Source organism: Porticoccus sp. W117 (assembly GCF_030341905.1).
Classification (GTDB): Bacteria; Pseudomonadota; Gammaproteobacteria; order Pseudomonadales; family Porticoccaceae; genus SCSIO-12696.
Genome location: NZ_JATAAF010000016.1, coordinates 43,881 through 58,994, shown reverse-complemented (window position 1 = coordinate 58,994; position 15,114 = coordinate 43,881). Strand labels below are relative to the sequence as shown.

Genomic DNA, 15,114 nt, shown 5'->3' with positions numbered 1-15,114 from the left:
TCAACCTGGTCAACAACGGACAATTTAAAGGCTAACGAATAATCACGCTGAGTGCGCTTAGCTGTTGATTTCATATCACTTTCCAATTTGGTGATTGAAAAGTGTCAACGTTATTCAGGACGGGACAGCGGATACAAAAAAGCCGATCCTGAAAATGGATCGGCTTTTTCATTTGTGCTGTGCAGCCAGCCGGATCAGATATCCATGGCCTTAATGCTGAGTTCTGCCAAGGGCTTTTTCACCACCTCATCAGCGATATAGCTCTTCATTTCGTCCTCAGAGGCGAAGTGGCGGGCCATATCGTATTCGCCTTTGTAGTTGTTGCCGCTGTCATCTTCCAGCCGGGCCAATTGAAATTTGCTGCCACCGTCACCGCGGCCACGAATAACATAGTACTCAAGGTTCATTGATCACTCCTCCGGTCGCTCAAGGCGTTATTAATAAGGCGATAGTAATTGCTGAATTGTAACCCAGCACTGATGTTTTTTGTTATAGACTTTGCGCTTTGTTGACCTACCCCTTTTGAGGAGCATCCAGATGGCACACCCCAAAATTGGCAATATGGCGCCGGCGTTTTCCCTGTTGAACCAAAATGGTGAAAAGGTTGCGCTGAAAGACTTTCGCGACCAGAAAACCGTTGTTCTCTATTTCTACCCCAAGGCCATGACACCCGGATGTACTGTTCAGGCAGGTGGTATACGGGATAACCGCAAAGAGTTGGATAAGCAGGATGTGGTGGTACTGGGTGTCAGCCCGGACCCGGTAAAACGCCTGCAAAAATTTATTGAACGAGACGATTTAAATTTCGACCTGTTATCCGATGAAGATCACGCCATCGCCGACAAATACGGCGCCTGGGGGCCGAAGAAATTTATGGGTAAGGAGTTCGATGGCATTTTGCGTACCACATACATCATCGGCAAAGACGGCCGTCTCAAGCACATCATGGATAAATTCAAAACCAAAACTCACCACGAAGACCTGCTGGCGTGGCTCAACGAGAATCTTGATTAGTATGAATAGGCCCTATTGAGGCCCGGCCAGGAAACCGCTAAAGTGCACGGCTTTCCAACATTTAAAGAAAAGAGAGTAATTGTATGTCCTGGTTGATTCCCGCCGCTCAAGCGGCTGAGAGCGCCCCCGCACCCCAAGGTAACCCCATGAGCACACTGCTGTTGTTCGGCGGCATGTTCCTGATCTTCTGGTTCCTGATCATTCGCCCGCAGCGCAAGCGTCAGAAAGAACACCAGGCACTGGTGTCTGCACTGGGCAAAGGCGACGAGGTGGTAATGACCAGCGGCATGCTCGGCTCCATTAAGAAGGTGGATGATACTTACGTCGTTATCGAAGTGGCCGACGGTGTGGAAATGACCTTCCAGAAAGCGGCAGTTCACGCCGTGCTGCCAAAAGGCACTATCCAGAAAATCTGATAGCACCCTGAAAGCCGCCTTGTGCGGCTTTTTCTTTACCTGCGATCAGGCAAATACCTGAAACACTTTATCCTGCAAAAAGGCGAGGGCAGCAATGGAGCAATTTGGCGTTTGGGTTGACCAGATCAACAGCTGGGTTTGGGGCTACGTCATGATGTTTCTGTTGCTGGGTACCGGTATTTACCTGACGGCAGGCCTGAAGTTTCTGTCGCTGCGCAAACTGGGCTACGCATTTCGCCAGCTCTTTAAAGGCCGCAGGGGCGAAGGTGAGGGGGATATCAGCCCCTTTAACGCCCTGATGACGTCTCTTTCCGCCACTATCGGCACAGGCAATATTGCCGGCGTGGCGACAGCTATTGGCGTTGGTGGCCCCGGCGCACTGTTCTGGATGTGGCTCACCGGCCTGGTGGGTATGGCCACCAAATTTGCCGAAGCGGTGTTGGCGGTTCGCTACCGGGAGGTTGAGGCGGATGGTCGCCACCTGGGTGGCCCCATGTATTACATTCGCAACGGCCTCGGCAAGCACTGGGGCTGGTTGGCGGTGATGTTTGCCATATTCTGCGGCTTTGGCGGCACCGGTACAGGCAATATGATCCAGGCGAATTCCATCGCCAAAGCGGTGGAATCCACCTTTGACATCAACCCGGTGATTACCGCCACTGTATTGGTGCTGCTGGTTAGCATGGTCATTATTGGCGGCGTGAAACGTATTGCCCATGTGGCGGGAGCGCTGGTGCCCTTTATGGCGGTGACTTATGTTGCCGCAGGGCTCATTATCCTGGTGATGCACGCCCCTGAAATCCCCGCTGCCATTGTGCTGGTGTTTGAAAGTGCCTTTGCGCCTACCGCCGCTGCGGGCGGTTTTGCCGGGGCAGCTACCAAGATCGCCGTGCAGTACGGCGTAGAGCGTGGCCTGTTATCCAATGAGGCGGGGCAGGGCAGCGCGCCCATTGCGCACGCAGCGGCTAAAACCGACGACCCGGTTAGGCAGGGAATTATCGCCATGCTGGGTACGTTTATCGATACTCTGGTGGTGTGCACCATAACCGGGCTGGTGTTGATTGTTTCCGGTGTGTGGACCAGTGGCACCGAGGGTGCGGTAATGACCAGCCTGGCATTTTCCAACAATCTTCCAGGCGGAGCTTATATCCTCACCTGCGGGCTGCTGCTGTTCGCTTTTACCACCATGCTGGGTTGGGCTTATTACTCTGAGCGCTGTGTGGAATACCTGTTTGGTCCAAAATCCATTATCTGGTTTCAGTTGTACTGGGTGGCGGTGATTCCACTGGGTGCGCTTATGGAACTGAGTACGGTGTGGAAGCTGACCGGCGTGTTCAATGGCCTGATGGCGTTTCCTAATCTGATCGCATTGCTGCTGCTAAGCCCGTTGATTTTTAAATTGGCGAGTGAGTACTTTACAAAGGATGGCCTCGCCAGCCCTAAACCGTGAGCTGAGGACAATAAAAAACCCCTGTATTTGCACATACAGGGGTTTGTCTGGTCGGAGTGAGAGGATTCGAACCTCCGACCCCCTCGTCCCGAACGAGGTGCGCTACCAGGCTGCGCTACACTCCGATAATTCGGGTGCCGAACCCGAAAACGGCGGCATTATAGCACCGTTTATTGGCTTGTAAATTTCCCTCTGTCAGCGCTGTGAAGTGCGTGTGTGCCCTATAAAACGACTTTTTTGGCAGTGTAGTGTATTGAATAGATTATGGATTTAAAAAGCCCCCAGAATGTTCACAGCTAGGCGCTGTTTGCAGGCAATGTAGGTACCTTGTCAAAAACAGCAACACCGCTGTGGGCGTTCTGGGGGCTTCCCTTCGGGCGAGCCGGAAAGCGGCCATCTGCTGTGTTGCACTTTCTTAACATAGGACAGTTTGAAATAGGCTGGCTATGACTGCAAAAATGCGTCGCGCATATGGCCGCTTTCCGACTCGTTTAAACCACAATCTATTCGATACACTACACTTGTATCAATTGTTACCAGATTTTATTTGTTCTTCGCCAGTTAGATGCCTATGCTTAAAGGGTGTCCCTGCACAGCGATTTCCCGGCAATTTGTTATGAAAGCAAGCGACAGCGCCAGTACCGAAAAGATTCGCGAGAAAAAGCGTCACTTTATGGCGCGTGAAGAAAAAATCGTCGAAGCCGCTCTGGAATTGCTGCTGGATAAAGGCGTGGACCGCGTTACCGTGTTCGATATCGCCCGTATGGCGGGTATTGGCAAGGGCACAGTGTACAAACACTTCATGACCAAAAACGAAATCCTGATGCGCATTGTCATGGATTATGAGAGCCGCTTGAGCGTCAACCTGAACGACGGCATAGCACGGGCCCGCAACGGTGAACCTGGCGCTGCCGCCACCGCCTACTTCCGCTCCCGTTTGGGCAATCCTGCTCTCGACCGTCTGGTGCAACAACTGGAAGTACGCCTGGAAGCGGAGCCTGAAATGGCGGCTATGTTGAAAAAGTTGCACAAGCTGCGCCATGCCAATATGGAGCACCTGAACAACATGGTGGCGGAACTGATCAGCGAAGGGCGCCTGGAAGATGTGCCCCCACATCACCATTACCTGGCTTGTTGGGCTCTGGCTCAGGGTGCTGTGGATCTGTTTTTCAATCAGACGCTGGATTTTCTCAATATTCGCGACAAGCAAAAGCTGCTGGACTACATCACCGATATTGGTGTCACCATGGGCAACCGGGGGCAGCTGCGCAGCTGACGCTGGTTGTGACAAAAGTTTCTTCGCTGTTTGCCACCCTTCTTGCCGAACAACAAAAAGCCAACGCCTCGCTGCCACCAGTGGACAAATGGAACCCGTCGTTCTGCGGCGATATGGATTTGCTCATTCAACGGGACGGTACCTGGCTGCACGAAGGCAGTGCAATACGACGCCCGGAACTGGTAAAGCTGTTTTCCACTGTGCTGAAACGGGAAGGGGATGACTACTATCTGGTAACGCCCGTGGAAAAACTGCGCATACGCGTGGAGTGTGCGCCATTTCTTTTGGTTGAAGTTGAGCGCAAACAAGAGGCGGGCGGCGAAGCGCTCTACTTTACTGCCAACACCGGCGATCATGTGGTGGCTGGGCCTGAAAACCCTATCTGGATGGAGCCATCACAGAGCGGGGAAGAGCTGCTCCCATATATTCGCGTACGCAGTAATTTGCCTGGGCTGCTGAGCCGCACGGTTTACTACCAGCTAGCGGATTGGGCACAGGCCGGTGAGTGCGACGGGCGATCCTGCCACGGGGTAGTCAGCCTCGGTCAGTTTTTTCCTTTGGAATGACAGCTTGGCGGCGTGTCACATATTCGGATAGTTAGGCCCGCCGCCACCTTCAGGTACCACCCAGGTGATGTTCTGGCTGGGATCTTTGATATCACAGGTTTTGCAGTGCACGCAGTTTTGACTGTTGATCTGGAACTGCTTGTCACCACCATCGCCTTCTACAACTTCATACACCCCGGCTGGGCAGTAGCGTTGGGCGGGTTCGTCAAATATGGGCAGGTTATGGCTCAGGGGAATGGCGCTGTCTGCCAGTTTCAGGTGGCAGGGCTGGTCTTCTTCGTGGTTGGTGTTTGACAGGAACACCGAGGAGGGCTTGTCAAAACTCAGCTTGCCATCGGGCTTGGGGTAGCTGATAGGTTGGCAGTCACTGCCGGGTTTTAATGTGTCCCAATCCGGTTTTGGATCGGACAGGGTCCAGGGCAGGCTGCCATTGAAGATATTAATATCCACAAAGGCGTAGGCGGAACCGAGCACATTGCCCCAGCGGTGTTGAGCGGGGCCAAAGTTGCGCTGTGTGTGTAGCTCTTTCCAGGCCCAGCTGTTTTGGTAGGCCGTTTCAAAAGCCGTTAAATCGTCACCACTTTGATTGTTGGCAAGGGCTTCGGTAATACACTCCGCCGCGACCATACCGCTTTTCATGGCCGTATGAGTCCCCTTGATCTTGGCAAAATTGAGTGTGCCGGCGTCATCACCTATCAACAGGCCACCGGGGAATGTCATTTTGGGTTGTGCTTGCAAGCCGCCTTTTACCAGGGCTCTGGCGCCGTAGGAAATGCGCTCGCCGCCCTCAAGGTATTGGGCAATGGCAGGGTGGTGCTTGTAGCGTTGGAATTCGTCAAAAGGGCTGACGTGGGGGTTGTGGTAGGAAAGGTCGGTAATCAAGCCCACTGCCACTTGGTTGTCTTCCAGGTGATAGAGGAACCCGCCGCCTCGTGAATCGCTTTCCGAGAGCGGCCATCCAGCGCTGTGAACCACCAAGCCTTGTTTATGTTTTTCTTTAGGTATTGACCACAACTCTTTGATTCCCAAGCCATAGTGCTGTGATTCTTTGTCTTTATCCAGCTCGTATCTGGCAATCAGTTGTTTGCCCAAATGGCCGCGACAACCTTCCGCAAACAGGGTGTATTTGCCGTGTAATTCCATGCCGGGCATGTAACTGTCTTTTTGGCTGCCGTCGGCGGACAAGCCCATATCGCCAGTAGCGATGCCTTTCACCGCGCCATTGTCATCGAACACCAGTTCGGATGCGGTAAAGCCGGGGAAAATCTCCACACCAAGCGACTCCGCCTGTTGCGCCAGCCAGCGACACAGGTTGCCCAGGCTGATGATGTAGTTGCCATTGTTGTGCATGGTTTTGGGGGCAAAAAAGCCGGGGATTTTGCGGGATTTCTCAGCATCTGAGAGTAGCAGAATGTCGTCTCCGCTCACTTCGGTATGCAGTGGGGCTCCGCGTTCTTGCCAATCCGGGAACAGCTCGTTGAGTGCTTTTGGCTCAAAGACAGCGCCGGAAAGAATATGGGCGCCTACCTCGGAGCCTTTCTCCACAACACAGATCGAGGTTTCAGGGGATAGTTGCTTAAGACGGCAAGCGGCAGACAGACCAGCCGGACCAGCGCCGACCACCACAACGTCGTATTCCATGGATTCTCGCTGCACATCAATCTCCCGAAGTTTTTAACAACAGTCTTTTGAATAAAAGTTTTCAAAAAAGGTTTTCAACAAAAAGGCATTTTACCCCGAGAATCGAGGAAGTGTCATAGAACTATGACAATGGCGCTGTGAAAAAATCAGGGGGAGGGTGAAAAGCGATGTAAGTCTTTATTTCTTCTGCTTTTCACGCTTGTCTTTTTGCCATTTTTCCCGCAGCTGACGCTTTTGCTGAGGCGGCAGTTCCTGGTAACGGTCGCGCACATGGCGGATTTTTTCTCGCTGCTTTGGAGAGAGAAATTTGTAATCTTCGCGGGGTTTTTCTTTTTTGTGTTCTTTCTGTTTATCTTTATCGCCAGCGTGGCTGTCTATTGGCAGACCAGCACACAGGAATAGGGCAAGAGCCAGAGGAAAAACGGATCGTTTCATGGTTGTTACTCGTGAAGCCCCTCGATGGCATCGGTTTCTAAAAGCCATTGGTAGAATTCCAGGTCGTTCTCGATTTCCTGTTCCACCATGGCCATCGCTGCAGTGTTGGTAAATGTTGAGCTGTTGGTGCTATTAAACATCGGTGCGAACAACATTGCCACCACTACCACGGTGGCCATACCAACGGCAAAGCCCGGCCAGGTAAGCATGGTTTGTGATTTGGCGGGTTCGGGATCGCTTAAGGCCGCTTGGCGAATATTGGACAGCCGGGATTGCAGGTTATCTGAAAGATTATTCTCAGATTCCCGCAATGTTTGCCGTAGTTGCTGTTCCAGTTGCTCGGACTGTTTCATTTCCGACACCTCATTCATAAAAATAACTCTACTCAATTACTTTATTGGCTTGCTAGCGCCAATACTCCCCTAACTTGCCTCGTAACGCCTGCAGCGCTCGAAAGTAATGGGTCTTTACGCTGCCTTCACTACATTGCATGGCGCTGGCTGTTTCAGCGGTGCTTAAGCCCTCCCAGCAACGCAACATAAAGGCTTCCCGTTGGCGGCGAGGCAGTTCCTGCAGTGCTTCTTCCAGGCGGGCGATACGCTGGTCACTTTCCAGCTCCGCATCCGGATTTACGTGCTCGGCTGCAGACACATATTCATAGGGGTCTGCTGCTTGATCCTGGGGCTCAATAGAAGCTGGCTTAAGGCGTTCTATCCAGGTGCGGTAACGATTCTGCACCGCTCTGCGGCGGTGGAAGTCGTTGATGCGGCTGCGCAAAATTCGGTAGAACAGGGGGCGCCAATCGTCCCAGGTACGATCCCCGTACAGTTGTGCCAGCTTGCTCATGGTGTCTTGCAATATATCCAGGGCATCTTCCCGGTTGCCCACCGCAACTTGCGCCATACGGAAGCCACGCTTTTCTACAGAGCGAAGAAAGTCATTCAGTGTGCGGTTATCCAGCGCAACCTCCATTTCCTGAGCGGTGCTGGCAATGCCAACCGCATAGCTGCTTGCTGTGGTCATATCAGCCGCCATACCTTGCTGCATGGTAGCTGCGATAGTGTTGTTCGTGATCACCCCGAGGGGCAGGGGTGTGCTCCTGATAATTCGAGTCAGCCCAGTTATCAGCCCGGTATTCACGATGGTCGCTATAGTGCCATTCATCCTGGGGATTGTCGAAGGCGTAATGCAACAACTCGCTGGCAACCACCGCGCCAGCGAGCCACTTCAAACCATCGTTGCGGTAGTCGCAACGGTAGTCACGGTACCGATGGTGACGCCTGTGGTTGCGGTAGTGGCGACGATAATTGCGCTTGTGGTGGCGATAGTGGCGGTCTGAGCGATAGTACGGATAAATGTGGAAATCCAGGTGGTAATCGTAGTCGCGATGGCCGCGATCGCGGTAATGGTTGCGATGGTGTTTGCGGTGATGCCTGCGATACTTTCTGTGCTTGCGGTGTTTATGGGTGCGATAGTGGCGATCACCTCCATGGGCCAGCAAGTAATCGCCCTGGTAATTGGCGAATTCATCTGAGGGGCTCTGTAGCTCGTACGTGCGGCTGTCGGCGGAGGCAGGTGCTGTAGCAAGTACCAGTAGCAGTGCAGTGGTTAATCCTAGAGCTTTCATTGTATTTTCCTCGTTGCCAAGTGAATAGCGCAGGCGTGCAAAGGAAAACGCGGGGCATATGCGGTGGTTGACACCTCAGGTGATAGTTAAGGCAGCTCGAATTGAGCCCACACTGGCGCATGATCAGAGGGTTTTTCCATGGCTCGAATCTGATAGTCAATGCCAGCTGCGCTGCAGCTTTGCAGCAGGGGCTGGGTGGCCAGCAGATGGTCGATGCGCAGGCCGCGTTTGGGATCGCGTTCAAAACCGCGGCTGCGGTAGTCGAACCAGCTGTAGTGTTGCTGGCTGTCGGGGTAGTGTTTGCGGTAGCAGTCGGCCAAACCCCAATCATAAAGCGCCTGATACCATTCCCGCTCCTCGGGCAAGAATGAACATTTGCCGCTGCGCAGCCAACGCTTGCGGTTGTCTTCGCCGATGCCGATATCAAAGTCAGAAGGGGAGATGTTCATATCACCCATAATCAGCAGTTGGTCCGCCGGGTTGCAGCTGTTGTTCAACAGCTCAAGTAAATTGGCGTAAAAGGCTTTTTTTGCCGGGTACTTGAGTGGGTGTTCGCGATTCTCTCCCTGGGGAAAGTAGCCATTGATAACTTGCAGGCGGGTGCCGTTGTGCAGTTCCAGTGTGGCGCTTACCAGGCGTCGCTGGGCATCTTCATCATCTCCTGGAAAGCCCTTGCTGGTCTCAAGGGGAGGGTACTTGCATAGCAGGGCAACCCCGTAATGGCCTTTCTGGCCGTGGTAGGTGACGTGATAGCCCATGGATTGCACGGCATCCAGAGGGAATTCATCATCGTGTACTTTGGTTTCCTGCAAGCCGATGACTTCAGGTTGGTGGCTGTCAATTACTGCCTGTAATTGGTGTAAACGGGCGCGAAGCCCGTTAACGTTAAAGGAAACGCACTTGATGCTGGTCTGGCTCATTCGTGGTTGAGACTTTAGTAGTTGAAATTATTGATGGCTAAGGTTGTTATTGAGTTCGCTTTTCTGCAGCTGTCGGGCAAAACGTCTGGGGTTTTGCTCGAGCAATACCATGTCGGCAACAATTCGGCTTGCCTCCATAAGCAAGGGGTCTTTTTCTGCCAGTGGCAGAGTTTCCAGGTCGGTCTCTTCAACGGCTACTTCGTAGGCCTCATAGTTTTCGTAAGGTTCTTGCCCCTTGGCTGTGCGGCGTTGATTTTCCAGGTTTAACTGCAATTGTTGCCGCTGTTCCAGATTGGCCTTCCTCTGTTTCAGGTTGAGGCTCAATGGAAGTTCATTTTCTGCACCAAAGCGTCGCCCCAGTTCAGCCACTTCAACCACGTAGGTAAAGTCTGGGTCTTGAGCGGCCCTGCGCTGATGATTTTGTTCCAGCAAAACGAGGTTGTCGGCAAGGTCGCCAAACTGTCGGTAAGGTGCGGCGCGGATGCGATCCCAGGGCAGGGCGTTTTCATTGCTGCTTTCACCGATTCTTTCCGGGTCGGCATCGCTGGGGAAGTTAATATCTGGAACAACGCCGCGGCTTTGGGTGCTGTCGCCGGAAACCCGGTAAAACTTGTGTTCTGTCAGCTTCAACTGCCCTTTGCCAAGAGGTTGCAGGGTTTGAACGGTGCCTTTACCAAAACTCTGGCTGCCAACAATAATGCCGCGGCCGTAATCCTGAATGGCGCCGGCAAAGATTTCCGATGCGGAAGCGCTCAGGCGATCAATCAACACAACCAGAGGCCCTTTGTAGGCCGCCGGGCGCCGTGAGCGCTGGGTGCGGTCTATCTGCCCGTTGCTGGAACGAATTTGCACCACCGGGCCGGGGTTAATAAACATGTCGCTCAGGTGAGTAGCCTCCAGCAGAGAGCCGCCACCATTGCCGCGCAGATCCAGAATAATGCCATCTACACCGTCATCGTTGAGCAGCTCGCCCATTAAACGAGACACGTCTTTGGTGGTGCTGCGGTAATTGCGGTCGTTTCTGCGCAGGGCCTCAAAATCCAGATAGAAAGTAGGAATATCAATAACGCCGACCCGATAGTTTGCGTTGCCAACAGGAACGTCTACGATCTGCTTTTGGGCGGCCTGATCTTCCAGTTTTACCTTGTCGCGGGTGATGTCGATGGTTTTCATCAACCCGGAGGCTTCTGCCTTGCCCGGTAAAACCTGAAGGGAGGCAATGCTGCTTTTAGGGCCGCGAATCAAGTTTACTGCGTCATCCAAACGCCAGCCCACCAGGTTGGTGTGTTCCTGATCCCCGGGATTTTTGATGGCGACAATCTTGTCGCCCACTTGCAACTCGCCCTGTTTGTCGGCGGGGCCGCCGGGGACAATTCGCACAACTTCTATGTAGTCATCACTGCGCTGCAAAACAGCGCCAATTCCCTCAAGCGACAGTGACATGTTGATGTTGAAGCTATCGCTGTTGCTGGGGGAGAAATAATTGGTGTGGGGATCGAAAAGGGTTGCCGTAATGCCGGCGTAAGCGCTGAATACATCCCGGGATTCTGTTTGCAGAATCAGCTTCAGTTGGTTTTTATAACGTTTTACCAGCTGTTCACGGGCTTTTTCCAGGTTTTCGCCCGCCAGAAGTTTTTGCACCAGTTCCGCTTCAATACTTTTACGCCACAGCTCCTGACGTTCTTTATCGGATCGCAGCCAATCTCTTTCTTTGTGGTTGCGGGGCAGGGACTCATCATCGTCCAGATTGAACTGATAATCGCTTTCCAGCAATGCGATATTATGTTCCAGATGCTGCAAGCGAATGGCTTGCAAGCGATTGTAAGCTGCGTAACCAAACTCCAGGCGGCCTTGCTTAAGGGCATCGTCCAGAGCCAGGCGCCAGTGTGCGAAGGTGTCTATATCAGACTGCAAGAAGTGGCTTTTGCCAGCATCCAAAGCATCCAGATAAGTGTCGTAAAGCTCTGCAGAAAATCCGTCGTTGATAGTGCGTTTTTGGTAGTGCCCGGATACCAGTGCCGACAACATCTCTTTTATCAGTTTGCCGTGTTTCTTTTCTGGCTCGAGCGTACTCAGTGTTGCGGCGTTTGCAGTTACACTTCCGGCAAACAGCAGTGAAAGTAGCAGGGGGGCTCTGTAGATTTTCAGCATAAGCATAGACAACCTGTATTATTTACCCTTTATGAGACAAGGGACTTTGCTCGGAGTTTACCACCAGTGGCGAAAATATCCCCTAGAGCGGTTACACTTTTTTACACAGACTCATGCAGATGCAAAGTGATTTGGTCAGCGTTTAAAGGCCACTGGTGAAATACCCCATGCCTACAGCGCAAAAATTTCTATAATAAACATTAAATACTTGCCGTAAGTAATTGTAAGGAAATATAAAAATATGAAGATTCTAGTCACTGGCGGACTGGGTTATATCGGCAGCCATACCTGTGTTCAGCTGCTGGCAAAAGGCTACGAGCCGGTTATTGTCGACAACCTTTGCAATGCCAAGCTGGAAGTTCTGGGCAGGGTAGCTGTCCTGGCAGGTCGCAAGCCCACCTTCCACGAGGGTGATATTCGTGACCAAAACTTCCTTGACGAGGTGTTTGCTGCCGAAAAACCTGTAGCAGTGATCCATTTTGCTGGCTTGAAAGCAGTAGCGGAGTCTGTCGAAAAACCACTGGAATACTACGACAACAACGTTAATGGCTCGCTGGTGCTGACTCGCAGCATGCAAAAAGCGGGCGTCAAAAACATTATCTTTAGCTCATCGGCAACGGTTTACGGTGACCCTGCCTCGGTGCCTATTACAGAATCATTCCCGGTTGGCGCGACCAGCAACCCCTATGGGAGAAGCAAATACATCGTTGAGTGCTGTTTAGGTGATTTGCAAGCGGCAGATAAGGATTGGAGCGTAACCCTGCTGCGCTATTTCAACCCGGTAGGCGCCCACCCATCCGGCACTATTGGCGAAGATCCCAGGGATATTCCCAATAACCTGATGCCTTATATCTCACAGGTTGCCGTAGGCAAGCGCGAGCAATTGTCGGTATTTGGCAATGATTACCCAACCCCGGACGGCACCGGCGTGCGCGATTACATTCACGTTATGGATTTGGCGGACGGACATGTGGCGGCCCTGGAAAAACTCACCGGCACAGCCGGAGTCCATACCTACAATTTGGGGACCGGTTGCGGCAGCAGTGTACTGGAAATGGTGGGCGCTTTTGAAAAAGCCAGCGGCAGGGAAGTGCCATACCAGATGGCCCCACGCCGTGCCGGTGATATCGCTGAGTGTTGGGCGGCAACTGACAAGGCAGAAAAAGAACTTGGTTGGCGAGCACAGCGTACAGTTGCTGAAATGGCGGCTGATGCCTGGCGCTGGCAGTCTGGCAATCCTGATGGCTACAGGTAAGCAGGGAGGAAGTTTTACCCTCTAAGCAAAAACATCAAAAACCCTATATTCGGTTATAGGGTTTTATTTTGACTTATTTATTTAACATAATATACATTATGCGAAATTAAATATAATGCCAAAGGGCTGCAAAATTTGTTTGGCGCATAATGTAGGTTATGTTCAATCGCCCTACCTTCAGCAGCATCATCGAGGAGCACAAAAAAGCCCGGTTACACAAATGCATAACCGGGCTTTGTCTTTTTTTGCAGACAATCTAACTGACAGGCTCCCTCATCGTCACAAACTCCTCAGCCGCCGTCGGGTGAATGCCCACAGTATTGTCGAAGTCTGCCTTAGTGGCGCCGGCCTTAATGGCGATGCCGATTCCCTGAATAATCTCACCGGCGTGGTCGCCCAACATATGGCAGCCAATCACCTTGTCGCTGGTGTTATCGACGATCAGCTTCATCAGCACTTTGTCGTTGCCACCGCCCAATGTTTGTTTCATGGCGCGGAATTGGCTTTTGTAAATGCGCACATCGCCATATTGCTCCCTGGCTTGTTCTTCGCTCAGGCCGACGGTGCCTATATTAGGCTGGCTGAATACGGCGGTTGGGATGTTGCTGTAATCCACCGGGTTATGCTCGTTTTTGTACAAAGCGGCGGATAACGACATGGCCTCGGTGATAGCAACGGGCGTTAGTGCAACGCGGTCGATTACATCACCAATGGCGTATACGCCTGGCTCTGCTGTTTGAAAGTCGTTGTTGACGATGATTGAGCCGTTATTGCGCACTTCCACGGCGGTATTTTCAAGCCCAAGACCCTTCAAATTGGCTTTGCGGCCTGTGGCGTACATAGCCTGGCCAACAGTCAGCGTACTCCCATCTGTCAAAGTCGCTTCGATTTGGCCTCTTTCTGTGCTTTTCAGCGCCTCGATATTGGTGTTGAAATGCAGGTGAACGCCCTTGTTTTTCATTTCAACAGCCAGGGCTTCGCGAATATCATTATCAAACCCACGTAGGAACATTGCCCCCCTATAAATTAGATGAGTTTCCACGCCTAAGCCATTGAATATTCCTGCAAACTCCACGGCAATATAGCCACCACCAACAAGGATAATTTTCTCTGGCAGGTCTTCCAGATAGAAAGCCTCGTTGGAGGTAATAGCCAGCTCCTTACCGGGAATATCCGGTACAAACGGGTAGCCGCCGGTGGCGATTAAAATGCGCTCTGCGGTGACTTTCTGGCCATCCACCGAGACCTCGTTTGGCCCGGTTATGGTGGCTTTGCTCTCGTACAGAGTGACGCCGGAGCCATCCAGTAAGTTGCCGTAAATTCCATTGAGGCGCCCTATTTCGGCATTTTTGTTGGCAATCAGGCGCTGCCACTGGTGCTTGGGCTGCTGTTCGATATCCCAGCCAAAGCCTTTGGCGGCATGAAATTCTTCGGAAAATTCAGAGGCGTACACAAACAGTTTTTTGGGTACACAACCCACATTGACGCAGGTACCGCCCAGATATTGCTGTTCGGCAATGGCTACTTTGGCGCCATATTGGGCAGACATGCGGGCGGCTCGCACGCCACCAGATCCGGCACCAATTACAAACAGGTCATAGTCGTAGTTGCTGTCAATCATGGGATTTCCCTTTATTTTCCTTTTCTATGCTCACTACCTGGAAGTCATTGCTGCTTTGCACAATCCAGACAATATTGAAGTTGTACAGCCTGACGCCGTAACGTGTGTTATCCGATTTTTTATGGCGGCGGTAGGCTGGCCGAGGGTCTTGAGACAACACCTGACAAATTAATTCCCTCAAATCGGGAATTTTTTCCGCGGCAAATCGAAGCTGTTGTTCTGCCTGGCGAGAAAACTCTACAGAGACCTTTGTTTCTGGCTTGTTGTTGGCAAAGCCGGAGCTGGCGTCAGGCAAGCTGTCGCAGTATGGCAGGTAGGGCTTGATGTCCAGAACCGGTGTCTGGTCAATCAAATCGAGGCCGCTGATATTCAGCCAGATACGACGGCCCTCCTCCTCCACTTCATCCAGTGCCACCACGGACATGCCAATGGGGTTGGGGCGAAATGTAGAGCGTGTGGCAAATACACCGGTTTTCTGGTTACCGCCAAGACGCGGAGGCCTTACCAGTGGTTTCCAGCCTTGCTCCTGAGTGCCGTGAAACACAAACAGCACCCAGATATGGCTGAATTGGCTGAGGTCACGAACACTGTCCGCATCGTTGTAGGGCGGCAGCAATTCAATGCGCCCCTTGGCGGCGGGTACCAGACCGGGCTGGCGCGGCACCGCAAACTTCTCTTTATAGGGAGAGTGTACGGTGCCAATAATGTCGAAATGCTGGGTGCTCAAAAGTCTCTGTTACCG

The 15,114-nt window shown here is 52.3% G+C and carries 16 protein-coding genes and 1 tRNA gene; 6 read left to right on the top strand and 11 right to left on the bottom strand.

Features of this window, described 5'->3' with window-relative positions; genetic code table 11:
* Positions 1-194: 194 nt before the first annotated feature.
* A complete protein-coding gene (locus QSV34_RS11475; protein WP_289154846.1) occupies positions 195-407 on the bottom strand; it encodes a hypothetical protein in 213 nt (70 codons plus the stop codon).
* A gap of 130 nt (positions 408-537) precedes the next feature.
* On the opposite strand from QSV34_RS11475, the gene bcp reads away from it, so the two are divergent.
* The 3 genes from bcp to QSV34_RS11460 all read left to right on the top strand — a co-directional run bounded on the left by bcp (position 538) and on the right by QSV34_RS11460 (position 2,880).
* The gene (gene bcp, locus QSV34_RS11470) at positions 538-1,014 is read left to right on the top strand and encodes a thioredoxin-dependent thiol peroxidase (RefSeq protein WP_289154844.1); all 477 of its coding nucleotides are present in this window, start codon (positions 538-540) and stop codon (positions 1,012-1,014) included.
* Positions 1,015-1,097: 83 nt separating this feature from the next.
* Complete coding sequence (yajC, locus tag QSV34_RS11465) at positions 1,098-1,430, top strand: preprotein translocase subunit YajC (RefSeq protein ID WP_289154842.1); 333 nt, start codon at positions 1,098-1,100, stop codon at positions 1,428-1,430.
* Between the two features lie 94 nt (positions 1,431-1,524).
* Positions 1,525-2,880 (top strand): alanine/glycine:cation symporter family protein, encoded by a 1,356-nt coding sequence (locus QSV34_RS11460; protein ID WP_289154840.1) that lies wholly within the window; start codon positions 1,525-1,527, stop codon positions 2,878-2,880.
* Positions 2,881-2,928: 48 nt separating this feature from the next.
* Here QSV34_RS11460 and QSV34_RS11455 read toward each other — a convergent pair.
* A tRNA-Pro gene (locus QSV34_RS11455) sits at positions 2,929-3,005 on the bottom strand.
* 491 nt (positions 3,006-3,496) lie between these two features.
* Here QSV34_RS11455 and QSV34_RS11450 point away from each other — a divergent pair.
* Positions 3,497-4,156: a TetR/AcrR family transcriptional regulator gene (locus tag QSV34_RS11450; RefSeq protein WP_289154838.1), complete on the top strand. Its 660-nt coding sequence runs from the start codon at positions 3,497-3,499 to the stop codon at positions 4,154-4,156.
* Positions 4,157-4,164: 8 nt separating this feature from the next.
* Positions 4,165-4,722 (top strand): DUF1285 domain-containing protein, encoded by a 558-nt coding sequence (locus QSV34_RS11445; RefSeq protein WP_289154836.1) that lies wholly within the window; start codon positions 4,165-4,167, stop codon positions 4,720-4,722.
* 15 nt (positions 4,723-4,737) lie between these two features.
* Here the strand turns inward: QSV34_RS11445 and QSV34_RS11440 are convergent, their stop codons facing one another.
* From QSV34_RS11440 to QSV34_RS11410, 7 genes are all read right to left on the bottom strand, one after another.
* Complete coding sequence (locus tag QSV34_RS11440) at positions 4,738-6,363, bottom strand: electron transfer flavoprotein-ubiquinone oxidoreductase (protein WP_289154848.1); 1,626 nt, start codon at positions 6,361-6,363, stop codon at positions 4,738-4,740.
* A 177-nt stretch (positions 6,364-6,540) separates the two neighbouring features.
* Positions 6,541-6,798: a DUF3106 domain-containing protein gene (locus QSV34_RS11435; protein ID WP_289154834.1), complete on the bottom strand. Its 258-nt coding sequence runs from the start codon at positions 6,796-6,798 to the stop codon at positions 6,541-6,543.
* A gap of 5 nt (positions 6,799-6,803) precedes the next feature.
* Entirely contained in the window at positions 6,804-7,151 is a 348-nt protein-coding gene (locus QSV34_RS11430; protein ID WP_289154832.1) for a hypothetical protein, read from the bottom strand.
* Between the two features lie 52 nt (positions 7,152-7,203).
* Positions 7,204-7,821 (bottom strand): RNA polymerase sigma factor, encoded by a 618-nt coding sequence (locus tag QSV34_RS11425; protein ID WP_289154830.1) that lies wholly within the window; start codon positions 7,819-7,821, stop codon positions 7,204-7,206.
* A 1-nt stretch (position 7,822) separates the two neighbouring features.
* Positions 7,823-8,425, bottom strand: a complete 603-nt coding sequence (locus QSV34_RS11420; RefSeq protein WP_289154828.1) for a hypothetical protein — start codon at positions 8,423-8,425, stop codon at positions 7,823-7,825.
* An 86-nt stretch (positions 8,426-8,511) separates the two neighbouring features.
* Entirely contained in the window at positions 8,512-9,345 is an 834-nt protein-coding gene (gene xthA / locus QSV34_RS11415) for an exodeoxyribonuclease III (protein ID WP_289154826.1), read from the bottom strand.
* A 27-nt stretch (positions 9,346-9,372) separates the two neighbouring features.
* Complete coding sequence (locus QSV34_RS11410; protein WP_289154825.1) at positions 9,373-11,496, bottom strand: carboxy terminal-processing peptidase; 2,124 nt, start codon at positions 11,494-11,496, stop codon at positions 9,373-9,375.
* A 241-nt stretch (positions 11,497-11,737) separates the two neighbouring features.
* Here QSV34_RS11410 and galE point away from each other — a divergent pair, with 241 nt between their 5' ends.
* On the top strand, positions 11,738-12,751 hold the full coding sequence (gene galE, locus QSV34_RS11405; RefSeq protein WP_289154823.1) for a UDP-glucose 4-epimerase GalE: 1,014 nt from the start codon (positions 11,738-11,740) through the stop codon (positions 12,749-12,751).
* 256 nt (positions 12,752-13,007) lie between these two features.
* On the opposite strand, the gene gorA is transcribed toward galE, so the two are convergent.
* Positions 13,008-14,372 (bottom strand): glutathione-disulfide reductase, encoded by a 1,365-nt coding sequence (gene gorA, locus QSV34_RS11400; protein ID WP_289154821.1) that lies wholly within the window; start codon positions 14,370-14,372, stop codon positions 13,008-13,010.
* The gene (gene tsaA, locus QSV34_RS11395) at positions 14,365-15,099 is read right to left on the bottom strand and encodes a tRNA (N6-threonylcarbamoyladenosine(37)-N6)-methyltransferase TrmO (RefSeq protein ID WP_289154819.1); all 735 of its coding nucleotides are present in this window, start codon (positions 15,097-15,099) and stop codon (positions 14,365-14,367) included. The genes gorA and tsaA overlap by 8 nt, the downstream gene beginning before the upstream one ends.
* Between the last annotated feature and the right edge of the window lie 15 nt (positions 15,100-15,114).